This is a genomic window from Flavobacterium cryophilum (genome assembly GCF_048286555.1).
Lineage (GTDB): Bacteria > Bacteroidota > Bacteroidia > Flavobacteriales > Flavobacteriaceae > Flavobacterium.
In genome coordinates this window covers 204,695-221,357 of sequence record NZ_JBLVPZ010000003.1, presented here as the reverse complement: position 1 = coordinate 221,357, position 16,663 = coordinate 204,695, and the positions used below count along the sequence as shown (strand labels likewise).

16 protein-coding genes and 1 tRNA gene are annotated in these 16,663 nt (G+C 31.7%); 11 read left to right on the top strand and 6 right to left on the bottom strand.

Going from position 1 to position 16,663, the window contains the following annotated elements; all coding sequences use genetic code 11:
• Positions 1–136 precede the first annotated feature (136 nt).
• Positions 137–1,204, bottom strand: a complete 1,068-nt coding sequence (gene aroB, locus ACNQGJ_RS07720) for a 3-dehydroquinate synthase (RefSeq protein ID WP_417971911.1) — start codon at positions 1,202–1,204, stop codon at positions 137–139.
• 92 nt (positions 1,205–1,296) lie between these two features.
• On the opposite strand from aroB, the gene ACNQGJ_RS07715 reads away from it, so the two are divergent.
• Positions 1,297–2,466, top strand: a complete 1,170-nt coding sequence (locus ACNQGJ_RS07715) for a proline dehydrogenase family protein (protein ID WP_417971718.1) — start codon at positions 1,297–1,299, stop codon at positions 2,464–2,466.
• Positions 2,467–2,623: 157 nt separating this feature from the next.
• Here the strand turns inward: ACNQGJ_RS07715 and ACNQGJ_RS07710 are convergent, their stop codons facing one another.
• Positions 2,624–4,411, bottom strand: coding sequence for an ABC transporter ATP-binding protein (locus tag ACNQGJ_RS07710; protein WP_417971716.1), 1,788 nt, complete (start codon positions 4,409–4,411; stop codon positions 2,624–2,626).
• Between the two features lie 211 nt (positions 4,412–4,622).
• Between ACNQGJ_RS07710 and ACNQGJ_RS07705 the strand changes: the two genes are divergently transcribed.
• Positions 4,623–4,700: transfer RNA gene (locus ACNQGJ_RS07705), tRNA-Val, on the top strand.
• Here the strand turns inward: ACNQGJ_RS07705 and ACNQGJ_RS07700 are convergent.
• From ACNQGJ_RS07700 to ACNQGJ_RS07685, 4 genes are all read right to left on the bottom strand, one after another.
• Positions 4,657–6,213: a recombinase family protein gene (locus ACNQGJ_RS07700; protein ID WP_417971909.1), complete on the bottom strand. Its 1,557-nt coding sequence runs from the start codon at positions 6,211–6,213 to the stop codon at positions 4,657–4,659. The two genes, ACNQGJ_RS07705 and ACNQGJ_RS07700, sit on opposite strands and share 44 nt — an antisense overlap.
• A complete protein-coding gene (locus ACNQGJ_RS07695) occupies positions 6,101–6,379 on the bottom strand; it encodes a hypothetical protein (RefSeq protein WP_417971714.1) in 279 nt (92 codons plus the stop codon). The genes ACNQGJ_RS07700 and ACNQGJ_RS07695 overlap by 113 nt, the downstream gene beginning before the upstream one ends.
• 130 nt (positions 6,380–6,509) lie before the next feature.
• A complete protein-coding gene (locus ACNQGJ_RS07690; RefSeq protein WP_417971712.1) occupies positions 6,510–6,866 on the bottom strand; it encodes a hypothetical protein in 357 nt (118 codons plus the stop codon).
• Between the two features lie 45 nt (positions 6,867–6,911).
• A complete protein-coding gene (locus ACNQGJ_RS07685) occupies positions 6,912–8,531 on the bottom strand; it encodes a hypothetical protein (RefSeq protein ID WP_417971710.1) in 1,620 nt (539 codons plus the stop codon).
• Positions 8,532–8,704: 173 nt separating this feature from the next.
• Between ACNQGJ_RS07685 and ACNQGJ_RS07680 the strand changes: the two genes are divergently transcribed.
• The 9 genes from ACNQGJ_RS07680 (at position 8,705) to ACNQGJ_RS07640 (ending at position 16,553) form a co-directional block, all read left to right on the top strand.
• Positions 8,705–9,112 (top strand): helix-turn-helix domain-containing protein, encoded by a 408-nt coding sequence (locus tag ACNQGJ_RS07680; protein ID WP_417971708.1) that lies wholly within the window; start codon positions 8,705–8,707, stop codon positions 9,110–9,112.
• A gap of 130 nt (positions 9,113–9,242) precedes the next feature.
• Positions 9,243–9,500 carry a hypothetical protein gene (locus ACNQGJ_RS07675; RefSeq protein WP_417971706.1) on the top strand — a complete coding sequence of 86 codons (258 nt, stop codon included), beginning with the start codon at positions 9,243–9,245 and terminating at the stop codon, positions 9,498–9,500.
• Positions 9,501–10,180: 680 nt separating this feature from the next.
• Entirely contained in the window at positions 10,181–10,573 is a 393-nt protein-coding gene (locus ACNQGJ_RS07670) for a plasmid mobilization protein (RefSeq protein WP_417971704.1), read from the top strand.
• Positions 10,558–11,796, top strand: a complete 1,239-nt coding sequence (locus ACNQGJ_RS07665) for a relaxase/mobilization nuclease domain-containing protein (RefSeq protein WP_417971702.1) — start codon at positions 10,558–10,560, stop codon at positions 11,794–11,796. Before ACNQGJ_RS07670 ends, ACNQGJ_RS07665 begins: the two co-directional genes overlap by 16 nt.
• Before the next feature lie 217 nt (positions 11,797–12,013).
• A complete protein-coding gene (locus ACNQGJ_RS07660; RefSeq protein WP_417971700.1) occupies positions 12,014–12,541 on the top strand; it encodes a hypothetical protein in 528 nt (175 codons plus the stop codon).
• A complete protein-coding gene (locus ACNQGJ_RS07655) occupies positions 12,531–13,916 on the top strand; it encodes an NUDIX hydrolase (RefSeq protein ID WP_417971698.1) in 1,386 nt (461 codons plus the stop codon). Before ACNQGJ_RS07660 ends, ACNQGJ_RS07655 begins: the two co-directional genes overlap by 11 nt.
• A gap of 37 nt (positions 13,917–13,953) precedes the next feature.
• Positions 13,954–14,994, top strand: a complete 1,041-nt coding sequence (locus ACNQGJ_RS07650) for a nucleoid-associated protein (protein ID WP_417971696.1) — start codon at positions 13,954–13,956, stop codon at positions 14,992–14,994.
• Positions 14,994–15,974, top strand: coding sequence for a hypothetical protein (locus tag ACNQGJ_RS07645; protein ID WP_417971694.1), 981 nt, complete (start codon positions 14,994–14,996; stop codon positions 15,972–15,974). Before ACNQGJ_RS07650 ends, ACNQGJ_RS07645 begins: the two co-directional genes overlap by 1 nt.
• Positions 15,975–16,415: 441 nt before the next feature.
• On the top strand, positions 16,416–16,553 hold the full coding sequence (locus tag ACNQGJ_RS07640) for a hypothetical protein (RefSeq protein WP_417971692.1): 138 nt from the start codon (positions 16,416–16,418) through the stop codon (positions 16,551–16,553).
• Positions 16,554–16,663: the final 110 nt, after the last annotated feature.

The window sequence follows — 16,663 nt, the reverse complement described above, 5'->3', positions numbered from 1 at the left end:
CGTTTCAATATTCTTAAAAAAGAGATATTGTTTCGGGTTTTAGTAGAGCTATAATTTGGCTTATTTTGATTTTTTTTCATCGGTGTAAATGTAAAAAATATTATATACGCAATGCAATCCTTTTTATAAAAAATAATTAAGATTTATAATCTTGAAACGCTTCGAGAATTAATTCATTCTCAACCGATTGATTGATTTTTATTTTTCCGATACCATTTATCAATGCAAACTGTATATTTCCATACTCGTTTTTTTTGTCGTGGATGAGTAATTCCATGATTGGTTCAATGTCATTTTCATCAAAAATTATGGTATCGTATATAGACTTTATGCTTGATCTTATCTGAAAATACTCGTCTTGACTAATTAGATTTTTATGCAATGAAATATAACTTTCTAATATCATACCAGCAGCAATCGCATCTCCATGTAATAAAGTAGTTTTATTTTCATTTTCCAGAAAATAACTTTCGATGGCATGACCCAATGTGTGACCAAAATTCAATGATTTTCGGATATTTTTTTCTGTAGGATCTTGTAATACAATTTCATTTTTTATTTCGACCGAACGGTAAATCAACGCATCGAAGTCAGCAAAATCTATAGATTTTAAATCTAAAAATTGCTCCCAGTACTCTTTATCGTATATTAAACCGTGTTTGAGCATTTCAGCTAGGCCAGAACGCATTTCATTCTGTGGTACGGTATCAAGATATTGGGTATCTATAAGCACCATTATTGGAACATTAATAACGCCAATTTGGTTTTTTAAATTTCCTAAATCTACTCCGTTTTTCCCACCTACAGAAGCATCAACCATCGATAATAGCGTAGTAGGAATGTGAATAAAATCAACTCCACGCTTGAATGTTGAAGCAACAAACCCACCTAAATCAGTAACTACACCGCCACCAACATTAATAATTAGACTTTTTCTGTCAGCACCAAGTTCTGTCAACACATTCCAAATTTGAACGCAAGTCTCTATATTTTTATTTTTTTCGCCAGCGTCAAATTCAATGATTTCAATAGTAAGGTCAGTTTCTAAAAAAGGGAGAAATTTGGGAATGCAAAATTCATTGGTATTACTGTCAACAGTAATAAAAATTTTTGAATACTTATTTTCTTTCAAATGAAGGTTTAACGCTTCATATCCTTTTTCATTGAAATGAATCGGGTAACTATTGGCTTGAATTGATTGCATCATTAGTGATTAATTGGAATCGCAAAATAAGGCAATTTTTGCTAAATATTATTCAAAAGTCTGTCTATATTTGTACAAAAATTTAACAAATAATGGAAAAAATATTCAATAATACTCAAGTTGCCTTTTCATTAAAAAGTGATACCGAACTCGACAGAGCTTATTTTCTTTTCAAAATGATTGCTAATCAGCCTCTAGTTCGCATCGGAACTGCGGTAACTAATTTTGCTTTAAAAGCGAATCTTCCAGTTGAAGGTTTGATACGAGCTACTGTTTTTGACCATTTTTGTGGTGGAGTAAATGAAGTGGACTGTCTTTCTGTGGTTGATAAAATGTATACCAAAAGAGTTTCATCGGTTTTGGATTATTCGGTAGAGGGAAAAGAAGAGGAAGATCAGTTTGATGCTGCACTGGAAATGACTTTAAAAACCATTGAATTTGCCAAAGAACGAAAAGCGATTCCTTTTGCAGTTTTTAAACCAACTGGTTTTGGTCGTTTTGAACTGTATGAGAAAGTAGGAGAACAACAAACGTTGACTTCTGATGAACAAGCGGAGTGGAATAGAGTGGTGGAACGTTTTGATATAGTTTGTAAAGATGCTCATTCTAAAAATGTCGCGTTGCTTATAGATGCGGAAGAAAGTTGGATGCAAGATGCAGCAGATGATTTAGTGACCAAAATGATGCGTAAGTACAATAAAGAAAAAGCTATTGTTTTTAATACGTTGCAAATGTATCGTTGGGATCGTTTGGTTTATTTGAAAAAATTGCATGAACAGGCAAAAAATGAGGGATTCTTCATTGGTATGAAATTGGTTCGTGGGGCGTACTTGGAAAAAGAAAATGCGCGGGCAGAAGAAAAAGGATATCCATCGCCAATTTGTGCTTCAAAAGAAGCAACTGATGAAAATTATGATGCCGCAGTTCGCTATATGACTGATCATTTAGATATAATGTCTCTTTTTGTAGGAACACACAATGAGTTAAGTACCTATACTTTAATGGAATTGATGCACGAAAAAGGAATTAAAACTAACGATGAAAGAATCTGGTTCGGGCAATTGTACGGAATGAGTGATAATATCAGCTACAATCTAGCCGCTCATGAATATAATGTTGCTAAATATCTACCGTTTGGGCCTGTAAAAGATGTGATGCCATACTTGATTCGTCGCGCCGAAGAAAATACTTCTGTTGAAGGACAAACCAGCCGTGAATTAGAGATGATAAAAGCGGAACGCAACCGAAGAAAAGGAAAGTAGGCAAATAAAAATAGAACACCTATTTATTTCATAAAGACACGGATAAAAACTGATTTTAGTTGTATGAACAACAAGAAGAAATCAGTTTTTATCCGTGTTTTCGCTTTTGCGAATCCCGTAAGATTAGTGTCCAAAAAAATGATAAGGAACTTTAAATTTAAGAATGGCTAAATTGTAAATTACTTAAATTTTTATAAATACCATTTTCCAAAGCGATTAATTCCTGGTGGGTTCCTTGTTCCGAAATTTTACCTTTATCCAAAACTAAAATTTGGTCAGCACTTCGAATGGTCGAAAGACGATGCGCAATGATAATGCTGGTTCTTCCTTCCATCAGAATTTCTAAGGCTTCTTGAACTAGTTTTTCACTTTCACTATCTAATGATGATGTGGCTTCATCCAGAATCAAAATACTTGGATTTTTCAATAATGCTCTCGCAATTGCAATACGTTGTCGTTGTCCTCCGGAAAGCTTTATTCCTCTTTCACCTACAATCGTTTCAAATTTCTCTGGGAAAGTTTCGATAAAATTATAAGCATTGGCTTGTTTTGCGGATGTAATAATTTCTTCTTCGGTAGCATTTGGTTTTCCATATGCAATATTTTCTCTGATAGTTCCTCCAAATAATATAACATCTTGTGGTACAATACTCATGTTTCCACGTAAATTCTCTAAATCAAAAGCATAAATGTTTTTTCCATCTATTAATATTTCTCCTTCATCAATATTATAAAAGCGTAATAATAGGGAAGCTATCGTCGATTTTCCGGTTCCGCTAGGACCTACAATGGCAATTTTTTGACCAAAATTAGCCGTAAAACTGACGTCTTTCAATACTTTGATCTCTTTTCTGGAATGGTAACTAAATGCTACATTTTTGAATGTAACGTTTCCTTTCATTTTTTGGGTATCAACAGCATTTTGAACCGAATTAATTTTTTCCGGAGTTTCATCTAATAATTCAAAAACTCGTTCCGTTGCACCAATTGCTTTTTGAATTTGGGCATAAAGTTCAGCAATTCCTCCAAAAGAAGCTCCGACGAAAGTGGAATACAATACAAAAGAAATCAATTGTCCTACGCTCATTTCCCCGCTGATGCTCAATCGGACACCAAACCAAACCACGGCTACAATGGCTCCAAAGAGACAGAAAATAATAAATGAAGCAAAATAACCGCGGTATTTTCCGCCTTTTATAGCAATTGTAACAACTTCCTTTATTTTTCCGTTGTAACGGGCAATTTCGTACCATTCATTGGCGAAAGCCTTAACGATACTGATACCTTGCATAGTTTCTTCGACAATTACCTGACTTTCAGCTACTTTATCCTGAACATTTTTCGAGTATTTTCTAATAAATCTCCCGAAAATAACTGCGGCAACAGCAACAAGCGGTACTACGGATAACATCAACAACGTTAATTTAATACTTTCATTTGCTAATAAAAGCACACCGCCAATAATTAAAATAAATTGTCTTAAAAATTCTGCTATAGTGGATGTTAAGGTGTCTTGTATTTGGGTAATATCAGAACTGATTCGGCTATTTAATTCACCAACACGCTTTTGCGAAAAAAATGACATGGGTAACTTAACAAGATTACTATATAATGATAATCGAAGATTGGCTAAGGTATTTTCAGTAAAATTGACAAATAAATACAATCTAAAAAATGAAAATATAGATTGAAGAAATAGGATTACAATCAATCCTGCTGCAATCATATTAGCTTGGGAGTTATCTTTATTTTTCACGCAATCTATTAACATTCCCATTAATTTAGGAAAAGCAAGCGCAGTAGCCCCTGTAAATAATAAAAAAACTAATCCTACATAAAATTTCCAACGGTGACTTCCTGCATATCGAAATATTACAGTTGCTTTTTGAAGTGAAGTTGCAGTAATTTTTGATTTTGGTAAATCGTTTTCTTTGAACCTGGCCATTATCTATTGTTTATAGCGCAAATGTATGACTATAACGAATCAATACAAAAAAATACTACTAATTCATGCCTCACATAAAGCGCTATTGTAGAGGATAAAAGCAAATAAAGTCAATATTTTATTGATTTTTTTACGGATTTGCTTGCAGATACCATTTCTAGCTGTATATTTGCACTCGCAGTAAGGAAATGAAAATGACCGCATTGTTTTAGGGCGATTAGCTCAGCTGGTTCAGAGCACCTCGTTTACACCGAGGGGGTCGGGGGTTCGAACCCCTCATCGCCCACCATAAGAGACAAGTCAGAAATATTCTGATTTGTCTCTTTTTTATTTGAGTCTAACTGCTCATTAATCAAGTACATTAGCTGAACTGCTTCATTGATTCTTGTGGTTCGAAATCCAATTCCATCATATATCAAATTCTCAGGATATATTGAACCAATCAAATCTCTGCACGCCACAAATTCAGAATTATCGTAGATCGAATGAATCCTAAGCAAATTTTCAATTCCCTGATTAAGTAATTTTTCAATATCATCTTGATCAGTATCGATTCCTGAATATCTTGCTTGAAGCCTTGCTAATGTCTCTCCATAATCAGATTTTATATCTCTGTAGTCTGCTGAGTCAATTTGATTTGTCATTAGTAAATCTCGCGCCTTACTTAATCTGCCTTCATAATCCTTTATTTGCTTTAACAGCTGAGCCTTTTCATTTTGTCTTTCCTTTGTTTGTTCTTTATAAGCTTCTAGAATTATGATACTATAAACTTTTTTATATTGTCGTTTTGGAGCATATTTTAAAAGTTCCTTTATAAACATTTGATTTACATCATCCGCATTTGAGCGATAGGTACAACCTTTATAACAATGGTAATAGGCGTAATATTTATTGCGCCCTTTTGATTTGCTTCCAGACAATACTTTTCCACAAACTGGACATATTAAAAACCCTCTTAAAGGTAGTTCTAAGATAGTTTCAACTTTTGCACGAATTACTTTCTTTCTTCCGTCCACTACATCTTGAACTTTATAAAACAATTCCTCGCTGATAATTGCTTCATGCTGTCCATTGGCAAAATAGCTCTCTTCATCCTTATACTGAGGAACTTTTATTTTTCCGCAGTACAAAGGATTTCTAACTGCAAGCCAAAAGCTGTGCTTTCCTGTTTTTATGCCTTTTTTCCTTGCCAGTCGATGAATATCCTCAGTACTGAAAATACCTTTTGCAATTTCATTAAATGCCCAACGCATGATAGATGCCTCAGGCTCTTTAATTGCAATATATTTGCTGCCGTCTTCTTTTGATCTGTTTGCATATCCTATTGGAGCTTGACTGACATATCTTCCTTCTTTCTTTGCTCTACGCATACCATGAAAAACATTTAACGCCCTTCTATCATTTTCTACCTCTGGCACAGCTAAATAAAAGGCAAGCATCATTTTGTTTTCAGGAACAGATAAATCTAAAGGCTGTTCTATGGCTTGTGGCTCAACTCCAAGTTTTCTTAAGGTACTAATCATTTGATAAGCGTCTCCTGCATTTCTACTGAATCGATCCCATTTGGTAAATAAAAGTAAATCCGTTTTATTTTTAAATCTTTTTAAGTTAACCAATAATAATTTCCACTTTGGTCTTAGAAATGTTTTGGCAGAATGATCTTCATAAATAACATCCCGTACTGCAATGTTATTTATCTGGCAGTATTTTTTTAGTACTTCTTCTTGGTTTCTTTGTGAATATCCTTTGTCGGCTTGCTCGTCCGTACTCACTCTCACATAAAGGTCTGCTATTTGTTTCATTTTGCTGATTTAAAAAATTAGATACTGTTATACTCGCTAGTTTGCGCATAAATTCCAAGATTATCCTTGCTTGGTCAAGTGTCAGGTCTAAATTTTCTTCTTTGAACATTTTTAAAGCTTGTTCAGCTGTAAGTCTCCCTCTTTCATTTCTTTCATTGTTTTCCATTTGTCATCTCACTTCATTAAAAAAAGACCATTACTGGTCTTTTTTGTTCAACAATCATCTATCGCTATAAAGATAAGATCTTGATTTGTAATGATCATAAGTAAAATATATCTATGATGGCTATGGATTGTTATTCTTTTATAATATTTTCATCTTCATTTCTAGAATCTGCAGGAAACAATATTCTGATTTCATTTAGCAGCTCAAATTCATCACTTGGGAATAGTTGCAAAGCAATCCCCAATATTAAACCTACATCAATTGACTGATTTTTTATCGTAATGGGAACTTCAGCTCCATCTTGATCCAGAGCCACGATACATAATTTCAGTAGATTTCTAATAATCGAAGCGAGTTCATAATAATCACACACTCTTATCTTTAAGTTATAAATCTCGCTTTTATCTTCAACTGGCTTCAAAGTGTTGAGACAATTGGAGGTTAATCTTTTAATAGCCTTTAGCTTTTCAATTTCATCTTTTTCCATGATCTTATTTTTTTAAATCGGTTAATTTTATTGAATAACAATGTATCAGCCTTGCTCAAAGGGCAATAGTAATCTGCCTTCCATAACCAAATTGTGAAGTTCAGATATCAATTTCTCAACAATAACGTTCATCTGATCAACCTCCTCTTTGTTAAGCTTTGACAACTTATGATGAAGCATCATATGTCTATCCAGATAAGGAAAGAAATCAGTCCAGAACTGTTCTATTAAATAATTGTATTTTCTTATATCAGGATCTGCATAAATGCATAATTGCCACAATGTTTGATTTGACAAATAATTAGGCAGGTAGTAAGTCTTAATAAAAATATATGTTCTACAAAAGGACATAAAAAACAATGTAAAAAGGGAATCTAAACCTTGGTAGTTTTCTTTTGTATCATTAACTATTGTGTAAAATTGCAAGGCAATGTCCTTCGTCGGCTTATAATGAAAATGTAAATCAGCATGATAAGGATTGTGAGGTACCTCCCAATGAAATTCCGGAAGGTATTCGTTGGATGAATATGTCAAGTATTTGCCTTGTATAATTTTGGAAAAGAAACTTTGATGCTGATACAGATTAGTTTGTATCCAGTAACGGCTGTGGCTTAACAAAACGAAATCATATTTTTTTCCTATTTTGCTTTTTAGAAACTGAGTGATTAATTTTAATTTTTCATTGCTAGCACCCATAGCAATAAGCATCAGATAATAAGTCGTTTTTTCATGGTCAGTAATTTGATGATATAAGTAGATCTGTTCGACTTCAACCGAGTGCAATATGGTTTCTATTGCAACGCTGAGATTTACATCTTCAGGTTTGTCATCAATTTGAGATATAACATCGTGTCTTTCAAATAATCCTTTTTTTATCAATTTCTTTAATTCGTCAAACCGTTTTTTGATAAGACGATAGAGACTTTGTTCAGCAATTCCAACTGCTTGATACATTTCATTTTTATATATTGCCTCATCATCATTGATGGAAGCTTCTTTTGCTTTAACAAACAGATCAATAAGATAATATTTGCTGTGGCTGTTTCTTACGAAGTATTTTTGAATATCAGGAATGTACGCTATAAGGTTAGTAATCCTTTCATCTAGATTTAACGAAGCAGACCTATTTCCTGAATACAGTTCTTCTAAATACTCAAGATCATATTCTATCAATCTTGCATAAAATGTAAAAACACTGTTTGAAGAACCTTCTGAAATCAGATTTTGGACTTGAGACAAATGAAGATCGTGATCGTGATGAAAATGGTCTTCAAACAAATTAAACCTCTTCTTGTACTTCTTCCAATCCCTTTTAATGATAAGCGGATTTTCTAACTCTTTATTTTGGTAAATTATAGCAGACTCACGGCAGTAAAACGCAATGAACGGAGAACCTAAAGAATAGTGATGACGAAGTTTTGACGAGAAGATAAAAGCTATATTAATCTGAAAGTGTTCTTTAACTTTTCTTACCCATTTACTCTGCTGAAGTTTTTGAGCATCTATATTGCTTTCAATATTGATAATAAGAAAGCTATATCCCGAATACTTTTGTCTTGTAAAAAATATTTGAATGATAGTATGTTGATTAACTAATTGTCTCAGTATATTTTCTAAATACTCGTTTTCGAGTTTTGGAAATGAAAGTTTTTTTGAAGTTTTCATAATTTTGCTTTTTTAATTAATACTTATCCGAAAAATTGTATTTTTGTTTAAAACACATTGCAAGTAAACAATAGATTGTACCGTACCGAACTAAACGAAATTGTATCGTACTAATTCAAGCTTGTATTTTACCGATCTGAAAAAAATTAGAGAATTTTAAATATCTTTGAACTATGAGCACAGCAACAAAACCGAAACATATAGGCAGAAATATCAGCCGAATCAGAGAGCTTCGAGGAATGAAACAAGAAGCGTTGGCTATTGCAATTGGTATAAGCCAGCAGTCAGTTTCTAATATAGAAGCAAGCGAAACAATAGACGACGAAAAATTACAGTCAATTGCTGAAGTTCTTGGAGTTTCTGCTGAAGCAATTAAAAATTATAGTGATGAAGCCGTGTTTAATATTATCGGAAATACGTATCATAATACAAGTAGCGATAATTCAACTTTAATAGCTAGTTCAATGAACTATCAACCAACTTTTAATACCGTTGAAAAAATTATTGAATTATACGAGCGTTTAGTTCAAGCCGAAAAAGATAAGGTTGAGTATTTGGAAAAATTATTGAAGGCTAAATAAACCTTTTATAAAAGATATAATTAATTCCAAAAAGAGACCGTCATAAGTCTCTTTTTTGTTTGTATAATAGATAGTAAATCAAAAAAATCACGCAACATATTAGTATCGCGTATCAATAAAGAACAAACCGATGGATAAAACTATTAAGCTAAGAGTTAAAAAAGAAATTGATAATAGCAGTGAGCTTAAAGTTTTGAAATTAAAAGGCTCTCTAATTTCGAAAGGCTACACTGAAATTATTCATATTGCTGATGAAAATACAGAGTATTATCTCAACTCATTTTCCACTTCACCTGAGAATAAAAAAGAGGTTGAGCATTTTGTTTTAAACTATATTATAGACCATAATCTTGCCGACACCATTTCGTTACTTCATGAAAACAAATAAATGATTTTTGATTGCGGTAATTTTTTTCAAATCATGTTCAAAAACCTTCCTGAAAACAGTCAGAATTTTGCACATTAATTAAAATCTATTCATTTGAAAAAGTACGCTCCCTTATTCAAGATCTAATAATTATTTTAGGAACATTTTCTTCTGTATTGGAATAAGGGAGCGTACACTTTCAAAGACCTTTAAAATAAGTATTCTTAGAGCTTTACAATCTCCCAAAGACCTTAAAAATATCCCGATAAAAAATCACAAAAAGTACAACTAAGGTATTGGACATTCATCAACTGCGTGCCCATAATGTCACTGCTCATTCTTCGCAGTGTCACCCTTCGGGACTTATAGCACTCCGTTTGATGCATGTCCAATTTTGTATTGCTTTCTTTTTTTTCTTTTTCTTTTGAAAAATTTTTCAGCAGTCTGTCTGAATCAAAAACGAACATTTCCTCCTATTTATCGAAGACATTTCATAGGCAATATTTACCCATGATTGTTTATGTCAAACACTAGCTTTAAATTAGCTGTTAACCTTTAAAGAGCTGAAAGATTGCAACGTTCCTGCAATCGGCAAGATGAACGGTTGTTAAACAACCGGATCTTGCTGCCCCACACTCGGAACTCGTGGGCAGTGAAACTGAAAGGATAAAAGAGTTTGAAAACAATGAAAATGAAAGATGATGAAAAGAGAAAAATCAAACAGAACGCGAATAGTCGGCTTACGCTTTACACCCGAAGAGTATGCAAAAATTGAAAGTAGATTTAAAGCAAGTACCTCTCGAAAATTAAGTGACCATATTCGAAAACATTTATTCAATAAACCAATTATAACCACCTATAGGAATCAATCTTTAGATGATTTTATGGAAGAAACGATAGTAATTCGTAATCAGCTGAATGCTATTGGAAACAATGTTAATCAAGCTGTAAAAAAACTACACACTTTGCAAGAGATTCCTGAATTCAGGAACTGGATAATTAGCTATGACCTCGATAAAAAAATCCTTTTCAACAAAGTAGAAGAAATCAAAAAACACATTCAAAAAATTACGGACAAATGGTTACAATCATAAAAACAAGCCATTCAATCCGCAGTATTTTTAATTACAATGAAAACAAAGTTAAGGCTGGTGCAGCGGAGTGTATAGTAGCCGGAAACTACCCAGTCGATGTCGATAAAATGAATGATACCATAAAGCTAAACCGTTTTATAAAACGGATGGGATTAAACGAAAACGCAAAGCGGAACAGCGTGCATATTTCCCTAAATTTTGATCCGTCAGAAAATCATTCCAAAGAAAAACTAATAGCTATCGCCGATACTTATATGGAGAAAATCGGTTTCGGAAAACAACCTTATTTAGTATACCAACATCACGATGCAGGGCACCCTCATTTACATGTGATAACCATAAATATTGAAAGAGATGGCAAGCGGATTGACCTGCATCATTTAGGAATACGGAAATCTGAGCCGGCACGAAAAGAAATTGAAGAACTGTTTGAACTCGTTAAAGCAGAAGGAAGAAAAAAGAAAGAGGAATTTACATTGCAGCCTATTCCTGTTGGCAAGGTGCAGTATGGTCGAATTGAATCAAAGAAAGCCATGTCCAACGTTTTGAATGCAGTCCTGAATCAATACAAGTATGCGAGCCTTCCCGAACTTAATGCAGTACTAAAGCAGTATAATGTAATGGCTGACCGTGGTAGCGAAAATTCAAAAATATTTTTGGCTAAAGGACTTGTGTATCGAATTCTGGACGAACAAGGCAAGCCAATTGGTGTTCCAATTAAAGCAAGTGATTTTTATAGTAAACCAACTTTAAAATTTCTAGAGGAAAAATTTAAACGTAATGAAGTTAGAAGAATACCTAACAAAGCACGAGTAAAAAACACCATTGATATTGCACTGCTAAGAGAGCGAGCACTGTCGATAGACGAACTGGCAATATTACTGGAAAAAGAAGGTATTCATACTGTATTTAGAAAAAGTGCAGAAGGACTGCTTTATGGCATTACCTATGTTGACCATAAGACCAAAAGTGTTTTTAATGGCAGTAACTTGGGAAAACAATACAGTGCCAAAGCTATAGAAGAGCGTTGTTTATCGCACAAACAAACTGAAAAACAACAGGTAATAAATTTGAAAATTGATGATTCAAATTTTGAGTCACATAATAGTATCTCAAAATTAAAGGAAGGAATTGAAAATCTCACAAAACTGGAACAGATTTCTGATTATTTGCCTTATCAATTGAAAGGTAAAAGGAGGAAACGAAAAGGAAAGAGAACATAAAAATATTTAATATACGTAAATTCCTAAAAATAAATTCTTTTAATTATTTAGATTTAAAATAAAACCTAAATTAGCAATCAAAAACTAGATTTAATGTTTAGAAGATTTTTTATTTAAAATATTTGAAAATCAGCACTTTTCTTTTCTACTAGTGATTATTAATTGAGCATAATTTAAATATGCGAGAAATCTAAACTTTATATTTTATAAACAAATTATGAATCCAAAGAATGAATGGTTTAAACTTAGTAGAAAAAGTAGAATTTTTCTATACATCTATTTAACTTTATTATTATTATCGTCAACTGTATCAGCAGTAATAAATATTTATTTTAAATGTGAGATATTAGAACTAATAGGTATTGAAAAAATATCGATATTAGGTTGTCTAATTTTTTCGATGCTTGGAAGCAGTATCTTCTATATTAGGAAACTATACAAAGCTTGTATAAATCTTGATTTAGTAGAGCCTACTACTCCAGAAGACAAAATTAGGCAAATTGGAATTGTTTTCTATTATACACTTAGACCAATATTTTCAATCGGACTGGGGCTTTTACTTTTTATCTCATTTAAAATAGGCGTATCTGCGATGGTAAAATCACCAGAACTAAATGAAGGCTTTGTTAATTCATGTATGTTTTTTTCATTTTTTATAGGTTACTCATCTGGTGATGTAATCGATAAACTCGAAAAGGTTGGTAAAAATATAGTAAATAAAAGTTTTGAAACAAATGACAACTAATACTGTTACATACAAGAATTCAATCAAGGAACTAGAAGAAAAAGCTAAGCAATTAAAAAACTTAAAAGATAAGCATGGAACAAGGCGTCCTGTACTTATTGAATTTTGTGGTACTCCAAAATCAGGAAAGACAACTTCTATATCAGCGCTGAACATTTTCTTAAAAAGGAATGGTTTTAACACAGAGGTTATTCATGAAATGGCAGTTTATTGTCCAATAATGAATAAAACTCACCCACATTTTAATACATGGACATTATTTTCTTCACTTGCCGAACTTATAAGGCATTATTCCAATAACAATATTGATTTTATATTAGTAGACAGATCAATATTTGATGCTTTATGTTGGTTTGATTGGTTAAATAACTCAAATGAAGAATCACCCTACCTAGATGATAAAACTTTTCAATCATATGAAAATTTACTTATTGGCAGTAAACTTATATCAAGTTTATTTAGTTTAACTTTAGTTTTTAAAGCAGATCCTAAAGTCTGTATGAAAAGAGAGTTTTCTTTTCTCCTTACTGAAAAAGCAGGTTCAATAATGAATGAACATGTTTTATCTTCATTTAATAAATCAATAGATAATTGTCTGCTCAAGTATCATAGCAAATTTAACAAAATAGAACAATTTGATACTACTAACGAGGAAAGGCCTGAAGAAGTTAATAGAAGAGTTACCGAGCAGACTTTAGATTCTTTATTGAATCTTATAAAAGAAGATGTAGGTTATCTGTCTCAAAGTTTAAGTAAGAAATTAGTAGATGGAATAAATGATTTTTCATTATTAGAGAATGAAAAATTAGACTTTGACGATAGAGATTCAGTAGAAAAGACTGCTAATATTCAACCCATTCCAATCGCCGTTATTACTAATGAAGAGAAAACAAAAGTTTTAATAGTAAAAAAATCAGATAAGAAAGCTGAAAAAGGTTCGCCTGAAAGAAACAGATATTTATTGTATTTAGGTGGGCATGTACGTCAAGAAGATAAACACGATGATTATAACAGTTTGATAGAAATTTTCAGAAACACTCTTAATCGAGAAATTTTTGAGGAAATTGGAGAGTCAATTTACCCTAAAAAAGTAAAGCCTTTTTTAATATACAATACGGATAACCCGAAGAGTTGTAAACATCTTGCTATTTGTTTCACTATTGTTTTAAAAGATTTTGATTTTAAAAATTTTAAAATCGTCTCAGAAGAATTAGTAAAAAAATCAGGCACTTCAAAAAGTGGTCATGCATTGGATGTAAATGACATTACAAATAATTATGCTGACAATTTTGAACCTTGGAGCTTAGTTATATTGAAACATATTTTTGGACAGTCTCCTAAAAAGCATCAAATGGAGTTGTTTAGCAACAAATAACATTATCAATTAGATATTTAATAATAAATAAGAAAAGATGGCAATTACAATTGACACAGGAACTATACTAATTGAAAAAATAATTGTTCACAGTATTCCAAAACATAAAAAAGATGATTTCACTGAAAAGCCGCAATTGAGCGAACATGAAAGTTCTCTTCCCGATGACTTACGTATATTTTTTAAGGAAAAAGTTGTACAATCACTAGATAGTAATAAAGAATTGAGGGTCTGTTATGATGTCGACAGTGTTTCACCAATATCTACACATATAAATCAAATTATCAGCACTAATGGTAAAGATTTAATTTCTGAGTCAAAGGCAATGGCTGAATATTTGTACAAAATTCAAGATGGCCAGAATGCGTCAGGAATTTTAGTTATTATCTACGGAAAAATAAATGACAATGGCACTTGTATTATAATAAAGCTTGAACGAGATGAGGGAGCGCAATTAGAATTAGACCCGATCACAAAATCATTCAACATCAAAAATGTTAAAGATTTAATGTTAACGAAGAAGACTAAGATTTACAAAGTTGGATTGTTTATTGATAAGTCAAATTTTAATGTTAAATACGATGGAAGTACAGCGGATTTACAAATTGATCCAAAAAGCAAAAAAGTTGTTACTACGTGGTTCATTGAAAAATTTTTAGGTTGTATTCCAGTTCAAAATCCTAAAACAACTACAAAAAAATTTTATGATTATACAACAACCTACATTCAAGAAATTGACGATCCTATAAAAAAAGCTAAATACACACAAGATCTTAATTCTTACTTACAAAAAAATTCACATAATATAAGTGCAAGAGAATATGCTAATGACTATATGGAAACCGTAGACAAAGAAAAATATGGCCGATATCTAAAAGAAAAAGATTTTAGAATGTCCGAATTTCCAAAAGATCTTGATTACATAGAAGCCAAAATAAAAACTATTACAATGGTATTCACTAATGACATATCTATAATTGGTAAAAAAGGGACATTTGACAAAAATGTAAAATTAGAAAATCAGCAAGATGGAACTACTAAAGCTGAAATAATTTCGACAGTTAAAACGGTACGTTAATGAACGAAGTTCAAGAAATAGTTGATTTATGGAGTTTAGACAAGTCTAATTATGAGATTTTAGGCAAGATAGTTTATTCATTTATTCAAGAAAAGATTACTGATAATGAAATAATACCCGAAGTTCATTACAGGACTAAAGATCTAATAAGTATAATTAAAAAAGTAAAGAAAAAAAAAATTGAAAAAGAATACTCTTATAATCACCTAAATGATAAGCTAGGTATAAGAATAATTTGCAAGTTTCAAGAAGAAATGGAAATTATCGATAAATTTATAAAAGAAAATTTCATTGTTGTTAATACTGAATATAAGCATGAACAGCTTGATTTTAATAAACTTGATTACATTTCAAATCATTATGATTCAAAGATTAATTGTTTAAATGAAGAATTTAAAAGTCATACAGATTTTGAGCATTTGATTTTTGAAATTCAAGTCAGGACTCTCAATCAACATGCTTGGTCAAATACTTCTCATTCATTATCTTATAAGCAGGAAGCAAACATGCCTCTTAATCTAAAAAGAAAAGTATACCGTTTATTATCATTATATGAGCTTGCAGATGATGAATTTTCAAGCGTAAACCAAGCATTAAAAGACAATGAAAATGATCTAGTCTACAAACTACTCCGAAAGCTTGAAGGGAAGTTCTACAAACATGCAAAATTTGATTTTGACAGAGATATGTCTTTGAAAGATATTAAAGTAATTCTTAATTATCATAAGGACGAAGGTGAAAAGAGAAATTTAATTGAAAATATTGAAAATTTTATTTCTGATAATGAGAAGAAAATAATTAGCATTTTTAATACATATCGAGGTCGATTTCATGAAATTTTGCTATTGACACAACCAGAAATATTTATAATTTGGTACATGCTTCGAAATACACCATTCACCATTGAAGATAATTGGGATAATGACTTTGATATTGAAGACCTTAATCAAATAAAAACCCTTTGGGGAAATGATTTGTAAGCAATAATAGCTTTTTAAATCATGTTTATTTAAATGCTAACTTCTTCAAGTCATGTAAAAAAAGGTTCTTAAATAGTTCCGGTAGAGCCTAGATTCTATATAATAAATAACGGTCGATAAGGAGCTCGAATCCAGATAATTAAAACCCCCAGTTTTTAAATTAAAATTCACTGCACTCAATTTCTTTAAATCCTCAAAAAAATATTTCGAGGATTGTTCAGAAAGACTCCCAATCCTGCGCTTAATCCAATTTCTTTCTTTTACAATCCGTTGCTTTTTACTATGTTTGTAGATTGGGGGTGATTTAATCCATTGCTATATTGTAAGGGCTAATTAACAATAAATGGTTTCTCATTTTTGAATGCATTACTTTCGAAATCCATTAAGAATTATTTTTTTTTTAGGATGACTATAGAATGAAATAACAAGACGGTAAACAAAATGTCGTACCACTGTCACGACATTTTAACCAAAAAATATGATCACAATTTCGAAAAAAAGAACTTCGCCGAAAGCAGCAGAGAACAAATCGAATTGCTTGAAATGCACAAAGACGGAAGAATGGTAGCCGAATATTAGACATACCCTCCTCCCAAAAAAATAATTTGAAGAAAAAATATTTGCTTTTAATCGAAGCTAAAAAAAGAATAGAACGAAAAAAATTGTTATAAAAAGCATGTTAGTTATTT

What these genes read in the sequence shown, in the direction of transcription:
- aroB (WP_417971911.1), bottom strand. Translation starts at nt 1,204, where the DNA reads ATGCAATCAATTCAAGCCAATAGTTACCCGATTCATTTCAATGAAAAA.
- ACNQGJ_RS07660 (WP_417971700.1), top strand. Translation starts at nt 12,014, where the DNA reads ATGAATCCAAAGAATGAATGGTTTAAACTTAGTAGAAAAAGTAGAATT.
- ACNQGJ_RS07655 (WP_417971698.1), top strand. Translation starts at nt 12,531, where the DNA reads ATGACAACTAATACTGTTACATACAAGAATTCAATCAAGGAACTAGAA.
- ACNQGJ_RS07645 (WP_417971694.1), top strand. Translation starts at nt 14,994, where the DNA reads ATGAACGAAGTTCAAGAAATAGTTGATTTATGGAGTTTAGACAAGTCT.
- ACNQGJ_RS07670 (WP_417971704.1), top strand. Translation starts at nt 10,181, where the DNA reads ATGAAAAGAGAAAAATCAAACAGAACGCGAATAGTCGGCTTACGCTTT.
- ACNQGJ_RS07710 (WP_417971716.1), bottom strand. Translation starts at nt 4,411, where the DNA reads ATGGCCAGGTTCAAAGAAAACGATTTACCAAAATCAAAAATTACTGCA.
- ACNQGJ_RS07695 (WP_417971714.1), bottom strand. Translation starts at nt 6,379, where the DNA reads ATGGAAAACAATGAAAGAAATGAAAGAGGGAGACTTACAGCTGAACAA.
- ACNQGJ_RS07685 (WP_417971710.1), bottom strand. Translation starts at nt 8,531, where the DNA reads ATGAAAACTTCAAAAAAACTTTCATTTCCAAAACTCGAAAACGAGTAT.
- ACNQGJ_RS07690 (WP_417971712.1), bottom strand. Translation starts at nt 6,866, where the DNA reads ATGGAAAAAGATGAAATTGAAAAGCTAAAGGCTATTAAAAGATTAACC.
- ACNQGJ_RS07675 (WP_417971706.1), top strand. Translation starts at nt 9,243, where the DNA reads ATGGATAAAACTATTAAGCTAAGAGTTAAAAAAGAAATTGATAATAGC.
- ACNQGJ_RS07700 (WP_417971909.1), bottom strand. Translation starts at nt 6,213, where the DNA reads ATGAAACAAATAGCAGACCTTTATGTGAGAGTGAGTACGGACGAGCAA.
- ACNQGJ_RS07640 (WP_417971692.1), top strand. Translation starts at nt 16,416, where the DNA reads ATGTCGTACCACTGTCACGACATTTTAACCAAAAAATATGATCACAAT.
- ACNQGJ_RS07650 (WP_417971696.1), top strand. Translation starts at nt 13,954, where the DNA reads ATGGCAATTACAATTGACACAGGAACTATACTAATTGAAAAAATAATT.
- ACNQGJ_RS07665 (WP_417971702.1), top strand. Translation starts at nt 10,558, where the DNA reads ATGGTTACAATCATAAAAACAAGCCATTCAATCCGCAGTATTTTTAAT.
- ACNQGJ_RS07715 (WP_417971718.1), top strand. Translation starts at nt 1,297, where the DNA reads ATGGAAAAAATATTCAATAATACTCAAGTTGCCTTTTCATTAAAAAGT.
- ACNQGJ_RS07680 (WP_417971708.1), top strand. Translation starts at nt 8,705, where the DNA reads ATGAGCACAGCAACAAAACCGAAACATATAGGCAGAAATATCAGCCGA.